The sequence below is a fragment of the Rhodococcus jostii NBRC 16295 genome (assembly GCF_001894825.1).
GTDB lineage: Bacteria > Actinomycetota > Actinomycetes > Mycobacteriales > Mycobacteriaceae > Rhodococcus_F > Rhodococcus_F jostii.
Map to the genome: position 1 here is coordinate 1 of NZ_BCWY01000023.1, position 17,869 is coordinate 17,869.

Annotated in this window: 16 protein-coding genes and 1 pseudogene; 11 read left to right on the plus strand and 6 right to left on the minus strand. The window is 66.6% G+C overall.

The features are described 5' to 3' along the window. A partial coding sequence (locus tag RJ1_RS16340) for an HNH endonuclease signature motif containing protein (RefSeq protein WP_143169555.1) occupies positions 1–598 on the plus strand: 598 nt, incomplete at its 5' end. A 183-nt stretch (positions 599–781) separates the two neighbouring features. Here the strand turns inward: RJ1_RS16340 and RJ1_RS16345 are convergent. Together RJ1_RS16345 and RJ1_RS16350 are read right to left on the minus strand one after the other, a co-directional pair. Next, a complete protein-coding gene (locus tag RJ1_RS16345; RefSeq protein ID WP_073361554.1) occupies positions 782–1,615 on the minus strand; it encodes a DUF3626 domain-containing protein in 834 nt (277 codons plus the stop codon). 44 nt (positions 1,616–1,659) lie between these two features. Continuing rightward, positions 1,660–2,271: a TetR/AcrR family transcriptional regulator gene (locus tag RJ1_RS16350; protein ID WP_073361556.1), complete on the minus strand. Its 612-nt coding sequence runs from the start codon at positions 2,269–2,271 to the stop codon at positions 1,660–1,662. A 353-nt stretch (positions 2,272–2,624) separates the two neighbouring features. On the opposite strand from RJ1_RS16350, the gene RJ1_RS16355 reads away from it, so the two are divergent. From RJ1_RS16355 to RJ1_RS16390, 7 genes and pseudogenes are all read left to right on the plus strand, one after another. Next, positions 2,625–3,485 carry a MoaF C-terminal domain-containing protein gene (locus tag RJ1_RS16355; protein ID WP_073361558.1) on the plus strand — a complete coding sequence of 287 codons (861 nt, stop codon included), beginning with the start codon at positions 2,625–2,627 and terminating at the stop codon, positions 3,483–3,485. Continuing rightward, positions 3,400–4,839, plus strand: coding sequence for a flavin monoamine oxidase family protein (locus RJ1_RS16360; protein WP_143048914.1), 1,440 nt, complete (start codon positions 3,400–3,402; stop codon positions 4,837–4,839). Before RJ1_RS16355 ends, RJ1_RS16360 begins: the two co-directional genes overlap by 86 nt. Before the next feature lie 14 nt (positions 4,840–4,853). Then, positions 4,854–5,150, plus strand: coding sequence for a hypothetical protein (locus RJ1_RS16365; protein ID WP_240319852.1), 297 nt, complete (start codon positions 4,854–4,856; stop codon positions 5,148–5,150). 53 nt (positions 5,151–5,203) lie between these two features. After that, complete coding sequence (locus tag RJ1_RS16370; protein WP_073361563.1) at positions 5,204–6,658, plus strand: APC family permease; 1,455 nt, start codon at positions 5,204–5,206, stop codon at positions 6,656–6,658. 110 nt (positions 6,659–6,768) lie between these two features. Further along, positions 6,769–7,749, plus strand: a pseudogene (locus RJ1_RS49300) (aromatic ring-hydroxylating oxygenase subunit alpha); the annotation flags it as partial. A gap of 117 nt (positions 7,750–7,866) precedes the next feature. Next, the gene (locus tag RJ1_RS49305; protein ID WP_378379339.1) at positions 7,867–8,790 is read left to right on the plus strand and encodes a PDR/VanB family oxidoreductase; all 924 of its coding nucleotides are present in this window, start codon (positions 7,867–7,869) and stop codon (positions 8,788–8,790) included. 139 nt (positions 8,791–8,929) lie between these two features. Then, positions 8,930–10,333 carry a phenylacetate--CoA ligase family protein gene (locus RJ1_RS16390; RefSeq protein ID WP_073361565.1) on the plus strand — a complete coding sequence of 468 codons (1,404 nt, stop codon included), beginning with the start codon at positions 8,930–8,932 and terminating at the stop codon, positions 10,331–10,333. Here RJ1_RS16390 and RJ1_RS16395 read toward each other — a convergent pair. Next, complete coding sequence (locus tag RJ1_RS16395; protein WP_073361567.1) at positions 10,317–10,922, minus strand: TetR/AcrR family transcriptional regulator; 606 nt, start codon at positions 10,920–10,922, stop codon at positions 10,317–10,319. The genes RJ1_RS16390 and RJ1_RS16395 overlap by 17 nt on opposite strands. Positions 10,923–11,033: 111 nt before the next feature. On the opposite strand from RJ1_RS16395, the gene RJ1_RS16400 reads away from it, so the two are divergent. Beyond that, positions 11,034–11,387: a putative antibiotic biosynthesis monooxygenase gene (locus tag RJ1_RS16400; RefSeq protein WP_073361569.1), complete on the plus strand. Its 354-nt coding sequence runs from the start codon at positions 11,034–11,036 to the stop codon at positions 11,385–11,387. Here RJ1_RS16400 and RJ1_RS16405 read toward each other — a convergent pair. Together RJ1_RS16405 and RJ1_RS16410 are read right to left on the minus strand one after the other, a co-directional pair. Next, a complete protein-coding gene (locus RJ1_RS16405) occupies positions 11,378–12,565 on the minus strand; it encodes an acetyl-CoA C-acetyltransferase (protein WP_073361571.1) in 1,188 nt (395 codons plus the stop codon). The two genes, RJ1_RS16400 and RJ1_RS16405, sit on opposite strands and share 10 nt — an antisense overlap. Before the next feature lie 31 nt (positions 12,566–12,596). Next, positions 12,597–13,739 carry an acyl-CoA dehydrogenase family protein gene (locus RJ1_RS16410; RefSeq protein ID WP_073361573.1) on the minus strand — a complete coding sequence of 381 codons (1,143 nt, stop codon included), beginning with the start codon at positions 13,737–13,739 and terminating at the stop codon, positions 12,597–12,599. Between the two features lie 103 nt (positions 13,740–13,842). Here RJ1_RS16410 and RJ1_RS16415 point away from each other — a divergent pair, with 103 nt between their 5' ends. Next, positions 13,843–14,427: a TetR/AcrR family transcriptional regulator gene (locus RJ1_RS16415; RefSeq protein WP_073361575.1), complete on the plus strand. Its 585-nt coding sequence runs from the start codon at positions 13,843–13,845 to the stop codon at positions 14,425–14,427. Positions 14,428–14,433: 6 nt separating this feature from the next. Here the strand turns inward: RJ1_RS16415 and RJ1_RS16420 are convergent, their stop codons facing one another. After that, positions 14,434–16,302, minus strand: coding sequence for a helix-turn-helix domain-containing protein (locus tag RJ1_RS16420; RefSeq protein ID WP_174694994.1), 1,869 nt, complete (start codon positions 16,300–16,302; stop codon positions 14,434–14,436). Positions 16,303–16,407: 105 nt separating this feature from the next. Between RJ1_RS16420 and RJ1_RS16425 the strand changes: the two genes are divergently transcribed. Further along, the gene (locus RJ1_RS16425; RefSeq protein WP_073361579.1) at positions 16,408–17,775 is read left to right on the plus strand and encodes an FAD-binding oxidoreductase; all 1,368 of its coding nucleotides are present in this window, start codon (positions 16,408–16,410) and stop codon (positions 17,773–17,775) included. Positions 17,776–17,869: the final 94 nt, after the last annotated feature.

Consider the following 17,869-nt stretch of genomic DNA (forward strand, 5'->3'; position numbering starts at 1 on the left):
CCTCCGGCGTTACCTCGATTCGGGGGTCGCCGGCGAGGAAGGCGGGGAACGACCGCACGTCTCGCTGCATGTCAACGTCAAGGATCTGGTCGACCACGGCGACTGCGGTGCGCGGGAACCGCACGGTGCCCCCGCAACAGGCGAGGGCCTTTTTGCCGTCGATGGGGTGGCGTGGACGGAATGGATGGGGCCGCTGAGCATCACCGCGGCTCGGCTCCTGAGCTGCGATTCGATTGTGACGCCGATCGTGCTCGACGGGAACGGGTCGCCGCTCGATCTCGGTGTGTCGACCCGAACCGTCACCAAGCGGCAGCGAAAGGCGTTGGTGGCGAGGGATCGGGGGTGCGCGTTCCCGGGGTGTGGTGCGCCGCCGTCGTGGTGCGAGGGCCACCACATCGTCCATTGGTCCAAGAGTGGTCCGACCGATATGGACAATCTGGTGCTGCTGTGCGGGTGCCATCACCGGCTGCTCCACCACAGTGACTGGGAAATCGAGATGGGAGCTGATCGGCATCCCATGTTCATTCCGCCCAGGCAGGTCGATTGGGAGCGGAAGCCGATCCCTGCCCACAACCGGGCCCGGCCCGGAGCGGCCTGACCACGGGCCACAACACCACACACGACGCCGACTCGGCGACAGGACGGGTCCCTGTCGCCGCGCCGGCATGCCGTCGTGGCGGGACTGCCGCGGCGAACGCGGTGTTGGGCGACTGCGCGAGCGCGTCCGTCCGACGTCGGAATAGACGTGCTCGAACCGTCCGCCGTTCCGCCGGTGTCGTATCTATTTTCGGATGCCGTATCGGGCAATGTAGTGCCACAACTTTTTCAGGTCCTGTGGATCGCACGATTCACCCCGTGCACGACCGAGGAGGTATGGAGTGAGATCGCCTTCGTGTGCGATGTCTCGGGCCAGATCGACGATGTGCGGTCCTCGGTAGTCGGGATGGTGTGCAATCTCCTCGACGCTCACCGTGTACCCGTCGTGCCACAACACCGGGCACGCGAGTGACTGGGCGATCTCGTTGAAGGGCGTGTCGCGGTAGCTCGGGTCGAGAACGAGCGCCTCGACGTCCGACGCAATGTCGATGGTGCCGTGGACGTGGGCCTCGATGTAGTCGTCCAGGGGATCGTCGAACTGCACCGCCGCTGCGGCATCCACCAAGTTCATCGCGTCGGCGGTGCCGAACAGGTCGGGCTCGAAGACGCTGTCGGGGAAGCAGAAAGTGGTGCGCTCGAGGGTGTGCTCCGCCAGCAGGAAGTAGGAGGAGCCGAAACGAGGTGATCCTCCATATGGGTCGGCGCGGTAGTTCAGCGATCCATACTTGGGTCGCTCCGCCGACTCGTGCTCGTCGTAGGCGCCTCCGAAGATGCGGCTCTCCCACCTCCACCTGTCGCCGCCGGGGTGGGCAGTGAGTCCGCCGTTGCCGGTCTGGGTCTCGAACTGTGACAGGTACGCGCCTCGGTCCGCAATTGCTTTCAGCGTGGAACCCCCAATGTATGGGAGGTCTGGATGGAAGTGCAATGTCACACGGAGTGCCCGATCGAGCGGAACGCCTTCGGCGAGGCCGCGCACGTGTGCGATGGCTCGGGACGCAGGACCGGTATCGGGAGGCACTCGGCCATTATCTGGTGGCGTTCCGATGCGAACAACTCACTGGCCTATTCGGTCAGACTGGCCGCTGCTGCCCGCTCGGATTTGCTCTGTTGAAGCAAGTTCCGCAGATGCGCGAGTGATCTCTCGGTCAGCTCAGGGCTGCCGATCGTGATCTGGTGAAAGACGAGTCCGTCGGCGGCAGAGTAGATCAGGTGGCTGAGGGCGGGGTCGGGATCGATTCCGGCGCACTCGAGTTCGATTTGCAGTGCATCGACGTATGCTGCGTAGATCGACTCGACGTGGGGACGGAGGTCCGGGCGGCGTCGGGATTCGAGGATCAGCTCGTATTGAAAGGCTTGATCGTCCGGGTTGGTCTCGACCATCGCTACCAGGCCGGCGAAGAGGGCGTCGAGGTCTCCACTTCCTGGGCGCGCGCTGACGGACGTGACGCTGTTGCCCAGCGAGAACTGCAGCGCCGCCTCGAGTAGCGCATCTCGGGTCCCGAAGTGATGGGCAACCAACCCATGGGCAACCCCGGCCTCTCGTGCCACAGCCCGGTACGTCAGTTTCCGTAGTCCTTGATCGGCAACCACGCGCACGGCCGCCGCAAGTAGGGCGGCCCGGCCCTCACCGTAGCGGGGGGTCTGGCGGGCGGACTCCGCCTCGGGGGTGGTCATCGGTCGGTTCTCCAGTTCTGTTCTCGCAGCCAAGCCGCTCCAGTCGTGGAGCAGCGAGACCCGTCGCCGCCATTGTCCATTCAGCCGCCATTGTCCATTCAATTGGCGGTGCACGGCAGCCCGTGTGTGTCGACCGTGAAAAATTCCCGCTGTCCACTTGACCAGTTCTCGTACCTGGTGCAGTCTATGTGTTGTCACTCACAATTGTCCAGATGGATAGTTTGCTCCATCGGTCGGTGCGCCCGTTGCGACGGCCGATCAAGATCACAGGACGAGGGAAGTCACGCCCCGTTCCACCGTCGCCTCACGGACACATGACCACTTCCCCTCGATCTGCAAGGAATCCCGACACCATGACAACTCCCGCCCCCGTGTTCAGTTGGAACAAGGACGACTGGGCGTCCCTGAGCGAGATGGCCGACGGCTTCGACGAATACCGGCCCGCCTACAGCCGAGCTTTCGACGGCCAGGTGATCACCGTCCACTGCCGCTACGTCGACACCGCGGAACGATTCACCCTCATACTGACCTTCCAGGGCGATGAGCTGCATTGGAAGCTCGAGGACGCGAGCGGTGCCCGGTCCGGGACCGACACGTTCGAGCTGTTCGAGATGCAGCCCGGCCTGTTCTACCTCCACCACCGCCGCAACGCCGAGAACCACCCGGTGGTGGTCAGCGCTGCCCTCGATATCACTAGCGGCCAGGTCACCGGTGCAATCGGCTACCTCGGACTCGAGCCCACTCCGCACCGGGCACGTCAGCGATGGTTCCAGGGGCAGGTCGACGGCACAGATGCCGACGCGTCCGGTGCTCATCCGACCACCGACGAGCTGATCGGACGCCGCATCCGGTACGCCTACAGCCACGACGACGTCTACGACCACATCTACCTCAACCAGAATTTGTTCACCTGGCTCTGCCTCGGCGGCGCCGAGATCGGTGTCGGGGACACCGACAGCTGCACCTACTGGAAACTGCGCGAGAAGACCTACCTGTTCTCCTGGCTGGAGAAGAACGTCGGCGTCGAGGGCATGGTTCTGATCGACCTGAACGCTTATCGCACCGTCGGCATCCAGTTCGGTATCGACCAGCCCACCGGTGACCTGATCGACATCACGATGGGCTCCTATGCGCAGGAATTCGAGCGAATTCCTTCCGTCGAAAACTCCCGTCCGGCAACCAAATCAACGGATACCGCACCGGTATCCCCGTAACCACACAGCCACGCCTTCCCTCCGGCAAATACAGGAGTTCGACATGCAGTACGACACCGATGTGATCATCGTCGGCGGTGGCTTCGCCGGCATCACCGCCGCCCGCGAACTCGTCCAACGCGGCATCCGGACCACAATCGTCGAGGCGCGCGATCGTCTCGGCGGACGCACCTGGACTCGCGAAACCAGCCTCGGCCGGGAGCTGGACATGGGCGGTACCTGGGTGCACTGGATCCAGCCGCACGTGTGGGCGGAAATCTCCCGCTACGGCCTGGATCTGATCGCGAGCCCGGAACTCGATACCGCCTACTGGCGGGTCGACGGCGAAGTGCGCACCGGTACGGCCGACAGAATGCTCGATCTGTTGGACGCATCGATGACCGAGATGCTGGCTGACGCACGGCGGGTGCTGCCGCAGCCCTACGACTTCTTTCCCCTCTCCGAGGAGATCAAAGCTCTCGACCAGGTCAGCGTGGCCGAGAAGATCGCCGAACTAGACCTGGATCCGCAGCAACGCGCGCTGCTCGACGGAATGTGGGCACTGAACTTCAGCGGCGATCCTGCGCGCAGCGGCCACACTCAGGCGTTGCGCTGGTGCGCCCTCTCCAGGGGTGACTGGAAGCTGATGTTCGAGGCCTGTGCCACTTATAAATTCGCCCGGGGCACCAGGTCGTTGCTCGACGCGATCGCCGCCGACGCCACCGCCGCCGACATCCGCTTGAACACCCTCGTCACCGGCATCGACGAAACCGCCGACGGCGTCGCCGTCACCTGCAGCGACGGCACGATCCTCCACGGCCGACGGGTGATCGTCACGGTCCCGTTGAACATTCTCGACACCATAGCGGTCACCCCCGGTCTGGGTCACGGGGTGACTGCCGTCGCCGAGGAAGGACAGGCGTCGAGCGGGGTGAAGGTGTGGGTCCGCGTCAAAGGTGACGTCGGCAGGTTCGCCGCTCTCGCCGACAGCGACGCGGTACTGAACTTCGTCCAGTACGAGTACCCCCTCGACGGCGACAGCCTGATCGTGGCGTTCGGACCCCGGTCCGGTCTCATCGACCTCAACGATCCCCGAGCCGTGGAGGCCGAACTGCGCAAATGGCGACCCGACCTCGAGGTGGTCGCCGTCGACGCCCACGACTGGACCGCCGACCCGCTCTCCGGCGAAACCTGGCCGATGCTGGCCCCGCATCAACTCGACGCCGTTTCCCACGCCGCCCGCGACACCACCCGCCGCATCCGGCTCGCCGGCAGCGACTACGCCCGCGGCTGGGCCGGATTCATCGACGGCGCGATCGAGTCCGGCCTGCAGACCGCCCGCCAGATCATGACCGAATTCGAAAGCGAGAACTGACCATGCCCTACTGTGTGGAAGTTGTCCGATTCACCCTCTCCGACAACGACATCGAAACCTTTATCGGACGCCGCCAGGAGGCGATCAGGGAAGTCAAGGCCGCCCATCCTGCGCTGTGGTCGGTGCCGCTGTGCTCGCGTCGCGAAGACGGAACGTGGATCGACGTGTGGATCTACGAGACCAAGGACGCCGCCGACGCAGCCAACGCCGACGCGGAGAACTTGCCGAAGTTCCTCGCCATGGCCGAACTGCTCGGCAACCTCGAGATCGAGGCGAGCGAGATGCCCGACGGCGCCGTCAGCCCGATCTGAACACCTGCAGGCTCCCCGTCCCCTCCCTCCACCTCCAGTCTCGAGGTAAACCCATGTCCGACAACACCACATCACCGAGCCCGGCTACCGACACCCATCCCCCCAAGACCCTGCGCTGGTACGACGGGTTCATGCTCGCCCTGCCGATCGCCAACGGCCTGTTCATCTCCGTCGGCTACGCCATCGGCGCGATCGGTGCCGTCCCCGCCGTCGCGATCTGCGTGCTGCTGTCGGTGGTGGCCCTGTGCCAGAACAAGCTGTTCGCCGAGATGGCCGCCATGTTCGCCGACAAGGCCGGCGGTGTGGCGATGTTCGCCGCCGAAGGCTGGAAACGCTACTTCACCCCGATCGCGCCGATTGCCGCCTTCGGTTACTGGTGCGGCTGGGCGCTGGTCCTCTCGCTCGTCGGGCTCACCATCGGCCAGCTCGTCCACGCCCAATGGTTCCCCGACAACACCTGGACCCTGTTCACCCTCGGCAACGTCGCTTTCGGTCTCCCGCACGTGATCTCCGCATGCACCGTCATCGCGTGCACCGCGTTGAACGTGCTCGGCATCCGCGTGGCCCTGCGCTTCAACCAGGTGATCGGCGTCGCCTTCGTCATCGTGCTCCTGGCCCTGGCGATCGGACCGTTCGCCTCGGGGCAATGGTCGGGCGCCAACCTGTCCTCCCATCTGGACGGGAACTGGACCGCCTTCGTGGTCTGGCTCTACGTCTCCGCGTGGGCGATCTACGGTTCCGAACTGTGCGCGGTCTTCGCCCCCGAGTACAGCGACACGGCCCGCGACACCTCCCGCGCCCTGACCTCGATCGCCCTGTTCATGGTCGGCACCTACACCATCGTGCCGCTCGCGACAGCAGGGCAACTGACCGAGGACGAATTCCTCGCCAACCCGATCACCTACGGCATCGTCAGCATCGGACACGTCTCCGGCGGATTGTCCGGGACCATCACCGTCATCCTGTGCGGCGCACTGTTTCTGAGTATGGTCTCCTCCTCCGCCGACGCCGGCCGCGCCCTCTACGGACTCTCGGCGGAGAAGATGTCGATCACCCAACTCGACCAACTCAACTCCCGCGGCGTGCCCAGCCGGGCGCTTTGGGCGACGATGGTCATCAACCTCGGTATCCTGGTGTTCGTCGGCAATCCGGTGGCCATCCTCATTGCCAGCAACCTCGGATACATCCTGGCAATCACCCTCGCGGTCATCGCGTTCCTGTTGCTGCGCAAGGATCGTCCGCACTGGCCCCGCCCGATCCGCCTCCCGAGCATCTGGATCCCCATCGCCGTCGTCGTGGCCGTCTTCAATGTCGTCATCCTCGTCGTCGGAGCCCTCAACCCCGGCCTGAGTTACGTCGGCAGCTTCAAAGAGGTGTTCCTCGGCTTGGCGCTCCTGCTGATCGGCGTCGTGCTCTTCGTCTATCGCAAACTCGTCCAGGACCGCACACCCCTGGCCTGGCGCGAAGTCCCCGAAGACCAGCCGGTCGCCGCCCAGCCCCACATCTAGGAACCGACCGTGCCAAGGAGGAATCCGCAATGACAGACATGACCGAAATCGATGGCGACACCGAGCGAATCACCGACTCGCTCGCGGCCGGCTGGCAGTTGCCTGCCGCGATGTACAGCGATCCTGCCGTGTACGAACAGGAACGGGAGCTGATCTTCCGACGCGCCTGGCAGTACGTCGGCCGCGAGAAGGACCTCGCCGAACCAGGCGCCTACCTGACCGCCCAACTCGGTGATCTGCCCATCGTCGTCGTCCGTGACCGGGACGGTGTTCTGCACGGTCACGTCAACGTCTGCCGGCACCGCCTGCACCCGGTCGCCGAGGGCACCGGATGCCGGCAGCTGTTCCAATGCCGTTACCACGGCTGGACCTACACGCACGACGGGTCGCTCCGGTCGGCGCCGGGCCTTCGGGACGAGGACGCCTTCGACCGCCAGACCCTCGGACTGCGGCCGATACAGGTGGAAACCTTCCGGGGATTCGTCTTCGCCAACCCCGATGTCGCCGCCGAACCGCTGGCGGAATATCTCGGTGGGGCACACGCCCTCGTCGACGAGCTGAACCTCGATTTCGCGGACTGGGAGCACGGCGGTACATACACCTACGACATTCCGGCGAACTGGAAGCTGTTCACCGAGAATACCCTCGAGTGCTATCACTGCCCGCTCGTGCACCAGGACACCTACGCCACCGCTTTCCACACCACCAAGGCGAACTACCAGTGCACTGAGTTCGACAACGTCGCGGTCCAGGTCGCTCCCGTCACCGAACTGACCGAACGACTCGCCGCTCGGGGCGGGCTGGACGGATTCCGACTGCTGTACCTGTGGCCGGTGTCGTTCCTGTCGGTCGACGACTTCGTCGGCATGGTCGCCCGCACCGTGCCACTCGGGCCGCACAGCAGCCGGTTCGTCGTCGACGCCTTCGTCAAGCCCGGCACCGATCCGGCTGTCCTCGAGCAGTGGCTCGACATCTACGACCGCACCTTCGCCGAAGACAAGACCGTCGTGGCAGCACAGCAGGCCGGTTACGACTGCGGAGCGGTACCGCAAGGCCGGTTGATGACCAACTGCGAATCGACCATCGCGATGTTCCAACGCCGCACCTGGATGGCGTTGGCCGACCCATCCATCACCGGTCCACGGCCCGCACCGGCCGGTCCGGCCGCGCAATCGGCACCGATCCCACGCGAGGTTGTCGAAGCCGATGTGCGGGTCGACGCCGTCACCACCGAGGCCGACGGCGTCGTCTCCCTGACTCTCGTGCCCGTCGCAGGTGGGGTCCTGCCACCGTGGCGGCCCGGAGCCCACATCGACTTGTGCCTGACCGGCGAGCTGACCCGGCAATACTCGCTGTGCGGCGACCCGCACACCACCGACCGGTGGACGGTCGCCGTCCTCGACGCACCCGCCTCCCGAGGCGGATCGGCCTACGTACACCGACAGGTCGCCGCGGGAGACACGATCCGAGTCCGCGGACCGCGCAACCACTTCGCACTCCCCGATGCCGCCGCGTACCTGTTCGTCGCCGGCGGAATCGGCATCACCCCGATCCTGCCGATGGTCGAAGAAGCCGAACGGAACGGGCGGCCGTGGCGATTGCTCTACGGTGGGCGAAGCCTGTCGTCCATGGCCTTCCTCGACCGCCTTGCACGGCACGGAGACAAGGTGCAGGTGCATCCGCAGGACACACACGGCTTACTCGACCTCGACGGCTACCTCGCCGCTGCGGCGCCCGGCACCGCCGTCATGGCCTGCGGTCCCACACCGCTGCTCGACGCACTCGACGCCGTGTGCGCGACCAACGGCCGGGTCACCCTCCACACCGAGCGATTCACCGCACCAACCCGATCCGACTCGAGCGTCACCGCCTTCGATGTCGTACTCGCCCGCACCGGTGTGACCCTGCACGTCGAAGAGAAGCAATCCATCCTCGACGCCGCTCTCGGCCACGGTGTGCCTGTCCTCTCGTCGTGCCGAGAAGGACTCTGCGGAACCTGCGAAACCCCAGTCCTCGACGGCGAACCCGATCACCGCGACACCGTTCTGACCGAGGACGAACGTGCACGCGGCGACACCATGATGATCTGCGTATCTCGGTGCACGTCCGACCGATTGGTCCTCGACCTCTAGCCCTAAGGTCTCACCTGGAACGTTCCGGTTCCACACGCACGTCCGATTTCGACGACGAATCGTTACGCGCCGAGTTCCGCACGCGTGCGATGGTCGATGTGACCGGCGCCGGGCACGGCACTGAGCGAGAGGAACCGGGATGGTGGGATCGGTCTCCGAGGACGAATCGGTGGACGCCGCGCGAACGGCGTACGAGCGCATGCGTGCCGCCCATCTCCACGGGGTGCAGGCAGCTCTCGAGGACCATGTCGAGCGGCTGGATTGGACGCGGGAGCAGATCGATCGGTACCGCGACCAGCGGCTGCGGTCCTTCCTCACGTACGCCGGCGAACGATCGCCGTTTCACGCGGGCCGATTGCGTGGTCTCGATCCTTCGTCGGCCACGGTTGCCGACCTGGCGCGGTTGCCGATGATGACGAAACGCGACACGCAGGACGAGTGGGACGCCATCGTCACGGTTGCCGACCTCGACCGCGAGCACGCCGAAAGCACACTGGCTGAGCAGCAATGGTTTTCGTACACCCGAGGCGACCAGCAGATCTTCAGCTCCGGCGGATCGAGCGGTGTGCGCGGCGTGTACGTGTGGGATTGGGACTTCTTCGTCTCCGCCGCCTCCCTGGCCTGGCGGATGCAGGCGCGGGAGGAGCGGCGCGGGTCGTCACGGGGGTCGGGTGCGCGCCTCGCCGTGCTGGCGGCGGGCGGCCCACCGCATGCCAGCACACCTCTGTTCGATGTGCCGACCGCGCAGGGGATGAGCACGGTCGTGATCCCCGCGGGCGCACCGTTCGACGAGGTCCTCGCCGCCGTGGCGGCCGCGCGGCCCACTCACCTCGTCGGTTATGCGACGGTGATCGGGCGCCTCGCCCGCGCGGCGGCGGCAGGCGATCTGCAGATCAGTCCGGTGCGGGTGAGCACCAACTCCGAACCGCTGCTCGAGGAGGATCGCGAGGCGATTCGCGAGGCGTGGAACATTCCCGTGCACAACCTGTGGGGATCGACCGAGATCGGGGTGCAGGCGGTGGGTTGCGGTCACGGTGAGGGACTGCACGTGTGCGAGGACGAGGTGATTCTCGAACGTGTCGACGACGACGGGATGCCGGTGGCTGCCGACATGCCTGCCGCCCGCACGCTGGCCACCGGCCTCGCCAACCGCACGTTCCCGTTCATCCGCTACGACCTCGGCGATCAGGTCACGTGGCTACCCGGAAAATGCCCGTGCGGAAGTGAATTCGCTCGGCTCGCGGACATCGGCGGGCGGCGCGACGACGATTTCCGCTACCCGGCGTGCACGATCCCCGCGAGCGTCTTCCGGCACGTCCTCGGTACGGATCCTCGTGTCTCCGAATACCAGGTCAGGCAGACCGTCGACGGTGCGGAGATTCTCGTCGTGGGCACTCCCGACGTGGACCGGCTGACCGTGTCGGTGATCGCCGCGCTGCGCCGACACGGCCTGAGCGAACCGGAGATCCAGATCCGCGTCGTCGAGCGTCTCCAGCGTCATCAGACCACCGGGAAGCTGCCGCGGTTCATCCCGTTGCGCTGAGCCGCTCGAGGGCGGCGCGCGTCGCTGCCTCGACGGTCATCACGATGAACTCGCGTCGCCGGGCGTCCCGATCGCGACCATCCGGCGACGGTGTCGCGAACAGTTTGTCCGCGGTCTGGAGCGCCACCCATCCGTCGACGAGGGTGATCACGCCGATGAGTAGTTCCTGAGCTGCGGTCTCGGAGAGTTCGGGTACCGCATCCCGTGCGCTGGCGATCAGTGACCGGGCGTGTGTCCGTCGCGATTCTTCCGCGACGGGGGCGTCGAGTTCGAGACCTTCCCAGAACAGCAGGCGGGAAAAGGCGGGATGCGCGCGTTGGTGATCGAATCTGCGGCCGGCGTAGTCGGCAATGGCCGAGACCCCGTGCCCGGACAGTTCGACAGCGGCCAGCGACGTCGCCAGTTCGCGCTCGAGGACGGCGCTGAAGAACGCTTCCTTCTTGCCGAAGTACTGGTAGATACGCTCTTTGTTGACGCCCGCCTTCTCGGCGATCCGGTCGACGCGCGCACCGGACAGCCCGAACGCACTGAACTCCGTGACTCCCGCCTCGAGCAGAAGCCGCTTGGTTCGTTCGGTGTCCCACGCCATGGGGCGATCCTAGGACAAACTCCAACTGTTTGGTTGCGAGTGGACGAACCGTCGCTTACGCTGCTAACCGCAACTAAGTAGTTGGAGTTTCCCGAGGAGGGCTGCCGCAGGATGGAAGGTCTCGCGCTCGCATCTGCCGTGGTCGAGCAACTCGCTCCCACCGCTGCGCGGGGCAGCCGTCACCAGGCCGGGCGGCATCCGGCGTTCGTTCCGGTCGCCGCCCCGTCCATCCACGTCAGGGTGGCGGTCACCTGGGTATCCATCTTCCCGCTCGTCACGCTGGGCATGACCGTGATGGCCTTGCTGGGCCCCACCGCGGCAGCCTGGCCCACCTGGCTGCGTGCGTTGATGCTCACCGGCGTCGTCGTCCCGACCGCGGTGTATCTCGTGGTGCCGCGGGTGCTGGCCCTGTCCGTCCGGTGGATGACCTGGCGCTTCCGACGGAACAGACCGCCCTACGCATGAGGAACCCGGAGGATCAGGGCGTCGCCCTGTCCGCCGCCTCCGCAGAGCGCGACGGCGCCGGTGCCGCCGCCGCGGCGCTGCAGTTCGAGCGCAAGGTGCAGGGTGATCCGGGCGCCGGACATGCCGATGGGGTGGCCGAGGGCGATGGCACCGCCGTTGACGTTGACCCGATCCGGGTCGACGCCGAGCTCCCGGGTGGAGGCGATCCCGACCGCGGCGAACGCCTCGTTGATCTCGATCAGATCCAGCTCGGTCGGTGAGATACCGGCCGCATCACAGGCTTTCGTGATCGCTCCGGACGGCTGGAGCTGCAGACCCGAATCGGGTCCGGCGACCATGCCGTGCTCGCCGATCTCCGCCAGCCAGGTCAGCCCCTCGGCCTCCGCGCGTTCCTTACTCATCACGACCACGGCGGCGGCGCCGTCGTTGATCGTCGACGCGTTTCCCGCGGTGACCGTGCCGTCCTTCCGGAATGCGCCGCGCAGCCGCGCCAGGGTCTCGGGGGTGGTGTCGGGTCGGATGCCTTCGTCGCGGCGCAGCCAGGTGCTCTCCCCCTTGCGGGCGGGGATCTCGACGGGGACGACCTCGTCGTCGAAGACCCCGCTGTCCCAGGCCTTCGCGGCCAGCTGGTGCGAGCGGGCGGCGAACGCGTCCTGGTCCTCGCGGGCGATGACGTCCTTGTCGTTGCCGGCCTCGGTGAGCAGTCCCATCGGCTGATCCGTGAATGCGTCGTGCAACCCGTCGAGGGCCATGTGGTCGACGAGGGTGACGTCGCCGTACTTGAACCCGCCGCGCGAACCGGGCAGCAGATGCGGGGCCTGGCTCATCGACTCCATGCCGCCGGCGACGATCACGTCGAACGCACCGGACCGGATGAACTGGTCGGCGAGAATGATCGACTCGACCCCGGACAGGCACACCTTGTTGATGTTCAGCGACGGAACACCCATCGGGATCCCGGCCTTCGCGGCAGCCTGCCGGGCCGGCATCTGCCCGGCACCGGCGGTGAGAACCTGTCCCATGATCACGTACTGCACACGGTCGGGGGCGACACCGGCCTTGCCGAGCGCCGCCTCGATGGCGAGGGCGCCGAGGTCGGCGCCGGAGAACCCGGCAAGTGAGCCCTGCAGGCGGCCGATCGGGGTACGGGCACCGGCGACGATCACGGAGGTGGGCATGCGAGGAAGGCCTTTCTGAGGTGGGGGTGCGTCAGTTCGCGGCGAGGGTGCGGCTGATGACCAGACGCTGAATCTGGTTGGTGCCCTCGAAGATCTGAGTGATCTTCGCTTCCCGCATGTACCGTTCGACGCGGAAGTCGCGGGTGTAGCCGTAGCCGCCGAGGACCTGGACGGCGTCGGTGGTGACCTTCATGGCGGCGTCGGTGGCGACGAGTTTGGCGACGGACGCGTTGCGGGAGTACGGCAGGCCGGCGTCGCGGCGACGGGCGGCGTCGATGTAAGTGGCGCGCGCGGAATCGACGGCGGCGGCCATGTCGGCGAGCAGGAACCCGAGGCCCTGGTGGTCGATGATCTTCTTGCCGAACGCGGTCCGCTCCTGCGCGTAGGCCACCGCCTCGTCGAGCGCGGCTTGCGCAAGGCCGACGGCGACGGCGGCGATCCCGAGCCGGCCGGAGTCGAGCGCGCTGAAGGCGATCTGCAGACCCTGACCCTCGGCGCCGATCCGCCGTTCCACGGGGACGAACGCGTCGTCGTAGTGCGCGGACGTGGTCGGCACGGCGTGCAGACCCATCTTCTCCTCGGGCTTGCCGAACGTCAGCCCCTCGGTGTCCTTGGGCACCAGGAAGCAGGAGATGCCCTTCGACCCCTCACCGGTGCGGGCGAAGAGGTTGTAGAAATCCGCGATGCCGCCGTGGGTGATCCACGCCTTCGCGCCGTTGACCACGTACCCGCCGTTCATCGCGGCGGCCTTGCATGCCAGCGCAGCGGCGTCGGACCCGGCCTGCGGTTCGGACAGGCTGTAGGCGCCGACGGTGTTGCCGCCGAGCATGTCGGGGAGCCACTGCTGCTTCTGCTCGTCGGTGCCGAACGCCATCAGCGGGTGGCACGCGAGACTGTGGACGCTGACCGCGACCGCGACGGCGGCCCAGCGGGCGGCGATCTCCTCGAGCACCTGCAGGTATACCTCGTAGGGCTGTGCGCCGCCGCCCCACTCCTCCGGGTACGGCAGGCTCAGCAGTCCGGCCTCCCCGAGGGTGGCGAACACTCCCTCGGGGTAGGTCTCGGACTTCTCGTGCTCGTCGACGATCGGCGTCAGGACCTTGTCGGCGACGTCGCGCGTGAGCTGGATCAGGTCACGGGCTTCGTCAGTAGGCAGCAAACGATCGACGGCCACGGTTTCTCCTCGAAGAAGGGCTACGGAAAACAGTACTGGATTACGCCCCAGGGTACTGATTGCGGAATAGTACTGCAAGGCGTCGCCCAGTACTATTTCTGTCATGGAGCAGCCCACCCGAACCGGTTTCGCCACCCGACGGCGCACCCAGCTCTTCGACGCCCTCGTCGACCTCTTCCTGGTCGAGGGGTTCGCGCACCTGACTCTCGACGAGATCGCGAACCGGCTGCGCTGCTCGAAGTCGACGCTGTACACCCTCGCCGGCAGCAAAGAGCAGCTCGTCCGGGCCGCCACCGTGCACTTCTTCCGCCGCGCGACCGAGGACGTCGAGTCGCACATCGAGCCGATCTCCGGGGCTCGCGAGCGGATCACCGCATACCTGTCGGCCGTCGGCAACGCGCTCGCGGCTGCGTCCGACCAGTTCATGGCAGACCTCGACGCCTTCCCGCCGGCGCGGGAGGTCTACGAACGGAACACACAGTTCGCGGCCGGTCGAGTCCAGGAGTTGATCACCGAAGGCGTCGCCGCCGGTGACTTCCGCGACGTGCACGCCGCGTTCGCCGCCGACCTCGCCGCCACCATGATGGTCCGCATCCAGCAGCGCGGGGTCCGCGACAGCACCGGGCTCGACGACGCACACGCCTACGCCGAACTCGCCGCCATCCTCACCGGCGGCATCAGCGCCTGAGCCGCATCACCGCGTTCGTGTACCGAGAAGTTCCGCGGTTCTCCGCAACCGCATCAGCACCTGCAGATCGAGGGATGTGTCGGGGTCGCGCCACGCCGGGCCGAGGAGGGTATCGATCGAATCGAGGCGTTGGTAGAGGGTGTTGACGTGTATGCCGAGGCTCGACGCGGTCGCCGAATGGCGCCGGCCGTGCGCGAGATACTCCGACAGTGTCTCCATCAGTGACACACCGCGTGTGGACTGCTCCGCCATCAATGGACCCAGTTGGGCCTCGGTCAGCTCGTCGAGGTGCTCCCGTGCCATGTGACTCAGCAGGATTCGGTAGATGCCCAGACCCCGGGCGGACGAGACCTCCCCCGCCCGGCCGAGCGTGTCGAGCACGTCGACGGTCTGCTGAGCCTCGACGTAGGCGTGCGCGAGAGCCTGCGCACCGCGAGCGGGTTCGGCGATACCGATCGTCGCGTCGAGCCGCCCGGAAGTGAACACCGCCTGGACGGAGGCGGAATCCTTGGCGGGCACGACGGCGAGTGCTCGGGAACCATGCTCCGCTGCAACGGTTCCCGGAGGGAAGGGCAAGGTCCCGAGAGCCGCACGGATCGTGTCCTGACCCGTGGCGACCGCGACGGCGATGCAGTACGTCGTGTCCGGGTTCAGTCCGGCCAATCTCAGTTGTCGACGCTCGTCCTGGGCGGTGGCGGCGGGGTGTGTCAGCAGGTCGACGAGAAACGCGTCCCGCGCGCGACGCGTCGCCTCGCCCGCGGCACGCTCCCCGGCGAGCGACAGCGCGATCGCGGGTGCCGCCCGTTCGAGCAGGAGACGGGTGGTCGGCTCCTCTGTTCCGACCGACAGGAGTGCGCCGAGCATCTCGCCGGCCGCCGCGACGCGCTGCGCGACCACCCCGCCGCGTTCGGCGTGATCGTTTCCGCCCACGCGCAACTCGCGGACCGCCGCCGACACAGTGTCGGAGTGCGGCAGCAGTTCCGCGGGCAGCGCGGATTCGTCCATCACGAAATATGCCGGTTGCCGGGAGAGTTGCGCGACCTCCTGCACCAGACGCTGCACCCCCGCCCCGAGTAGCACCACCTGCGTCAGGGTCCGATCCCACTGCAGTATCTGTTCGAGCTCGATGGTGCGCTGCGATAATTCGGCGTTCACCGATTCGAGCCGTGCGACGGTGTCCCGCTCACGCTCCAGCGAGCGAACGTTCTCGATCGCGATCGCCGCGTGCGCTGCCAGCGCCGACAGCAGTGCGATCTCGGATTCGGTGAAGGCCCGCTCCTGGCGCTTACACGCGAACAGTGCACCGATAACGCGATCGGCCACCCGCAAAGGCACCCCCAGTAGGCCCCGCATGTTTTCGGACCGGGCCGCGCTGTCGGCTCCGGTGATGTGCCGGAAGGCCGGCTCGCTCTGGTAGTCGGGCGTCCACTCCGGTGCGGATCTGCGGACGATCAGGCCGACGAGTCCTTCGTCCAGTGACAGTCGGATTCCGACGAGATTCGGGGTCAATGCCCCGCTGGTGACCTCGATGACGAATTCCTCGTCGTAGACCGACCCCATGTAGGCGAGATCCACACCGAGCAGCCGCCGGGCCTGATCGACCACTTCCTGCAGCAACACTCGGCCGTACCGAACAGTCGTCAGCCGGACGGCGATGTCGTTCAGCGCCGCGAGCTCATTGCTGCGCTGCCGGCGCTGGTCGAGCTGCGCCCGGAGGCGGAGTGCGGCGTTGGCTTCGCGCTCCACCGCGGCCCTGTCGGACGGGCCGGATTCCTCGATCAACGTGCGCCGGAGGGTATCGAGTTCGTCGAGGGGTGCGTCGTCGAGCAGCAGTTCCATCCAGCCGCGATCGGCAGTACTCACTGGTGTCTCCATCCATACATCCCCGGATCAGGTAGATGAAATCTACATTGGCCGAGACCCAGATCACAGCTATGTTCGAGACATCACCTTCTCGCCTGCAAAGGACTGGTTCTCGCCATGTTGATCGATGCACTGTTGGCATCCCTTCCGGCGGATCGCGTCGTCCGCGACCCCGACGTCGTCGCGAAGTACCAGCACGACGAAGCCGAGTGGGCGCCGTACTCCGCCCCGCTCGCCGTCGTCAGACCGCGAACGGCGGAGGAAGTCCAGGCCGTCGTGCGAGCCTGCCTCGACCACGACACCGCCGTCGTGACCCGTGGTGCCGGCACGGGCCTGTCCGGCGGAGCGAACGCCACCGACGGCTGCGTCGTCCTCGCGCTCGAGGGTATGAACGCGATCAAGGACATCGATCAACTCGAGCGGTACGCCGTCGTCGAGCCCGGCGTGGTGAACGACCATCTCCGCGCCGCGTGCGCCGAACACGGACTCTGGTATCCGCCGGATCCGGCCAGTTCGCCGTGGTCCACGATCGGCGGGAACGTCGCCACCAACGCAGGCGGGCTGTGCTGCGTCAAGTACGGCGTCACCCGCGACTACGTTCTCGGCATGCAGATCGTCACGGGCACCGGCGAACTCGTGCGCCTCGGCCGCAAGACCGCCAAGGGGGTGGCCGGCTACGATCTGGCGGGTCTCATTGTCGGTTCCGAGGGAACGCTCGGCGTCATCACCGAGATCACCGTCAAGTTGCGCCCGCTCCAGGACCCGCAACGCACCGTGGCCGGCTACTTCGACTCCATCGTCGACGCGGGCCGGGCCGTCAGTGCCGTGGCCGCGGCGGGACTCACCCCGTCGGCGCTGGAGTTGGTGGACAAGCAGTGCCTCATCGCCGTCGACGCGTGGAAGAAGATGGGCTTGTCGGTGGACGCGAACGTCGTTCTCCTCGGCCGCGTCGACACCGCGGGCGTCGTCGGCGATCAGGAAGCGGAGAAGATGCTGTCCTGCTTCGACGAAGCCGGAGCCACGTGGTCTGCCGTCTCCACCGACCAGGAGGAGGCGGACGCGTTGTTCGCGGCGCGTCGTCTGGCCTATCCGGCAATGGAACGGCTCGGACCGGTGCTCACCGAAGACGTGTGCGTGCCGAAACGGGCTGTCCCCGAGATGCTTGCGCGCATCGAACAGATCGGCATCGCCCACGAGACCACCATCGCCAACATCGCACACGCCGGCGACGGGAACCTGCACCCACTGCTCATCACACCCCGCGACGACGAGGCCGCCCGTGCCCGGGCGCAGGCCGCCTTCGCGGACATCATCGACGCGGCACTGGAACTCGGCGGCACGGTCACCGGCGAACACGGTGTCGGTCTCCTGAAGATGGACGGCCTCGCCCAGGAACTCGATCCGGTGGTGCTGGACATACATCGATCGGTGAAGAACGCCCTCGATCCGCGCGGAATCATGAACCCCGGGAAGATCTTCTCGTAATTCCAACTCAGCGTGAACGCCTGTCGCGCACGGACTTCGGCCCGAGCATGGCACGGCGGTCCGAACCGTGCCAAATTATCGGAAAGTCGAGACA

Excerpts from the sequence above, each read along its gene's own strand:
- RJ1_RS16355 (WP_073361558.1), top strand. The coding sequence starts at position 2,625 with ATGACAACTCCCGCCCCCGTGTTCAGTTGGAACAAGGACGACTGGGCG.
- RJ1_RS16425 (WP_073361579.1), top strand. The coding sequence starts at position 16,408 with ATGTTGATCGATGCACTGTTGGCATCCCTTCCGGCGGATCGCGTCGTC.
- RJ1_RS16350 (WP_073361556.1), bottom strand. The coding sequence starts at position 2,271 with ATGACCACCCCCGAGGCGGAGTCCGCCCGCCAGACCCCCCGCTACGGT.
- RJ1_RS16360 (WP_143048914.1), top strand. The coding sequence starts at position 3,400 with ATGCGCAGGAATTCGAGCGAATTCCTTCCGTCGAAAACTCCCGTCCGG.
- RJ1_RS16405 (WP_073361571.1), bottom strand. The coding sequence starts at position 12,565 with ATGCCCACCTCCGTGATCGTCGCCGGTGCCCGTACCCCGATCGGCCGC.
- RJ1_RS16400 (WP_073361569.1), top strand. The coding sequence starts at position 11,034 with ATGGAAGGTCTCGCGCTCGCATCTGCCGTGGTCGAGCAACTCGCTCCC.
- RJ1_RS16420 (WP_174694994.1), bottom strand. The coding sequence starts at position 16,302 with ATGGAGACACCAGTGAGTACTGCCGATCGCGGCTGGATGGAACTGCTG.
- RJ1_RS16415 (WP_073361575.1), top strand. The coding sequence starts at position 13,843 with ATGGAGCAGCCCACCCGAACCGGTTTCGCCACCCGACGGCGCACCCAG.
- RJ1_RS16390 (WP_073361565.1), top strand. The coding sequence starts at position 8,930 with ATGGTGGGATCGGTCTCCGAGGACGAATCGGTGGACGCCGCGCGAACG.
- RJ1_RS16395 (WP_073361567.1), bottom strand. The coding sequence starts at position 10,922 with ATGGCGTGGGACACCGAACGAACCAAGCGGCTTCTGCTCGAGGCGGGA.
- RJ1_RS16370 (WP_073361563.1), top strand. The coding sequence starts at position 5,204 with ATGTCCGACAACACCACATCACCGAGCCCGGCTACCGACACCCATCCC.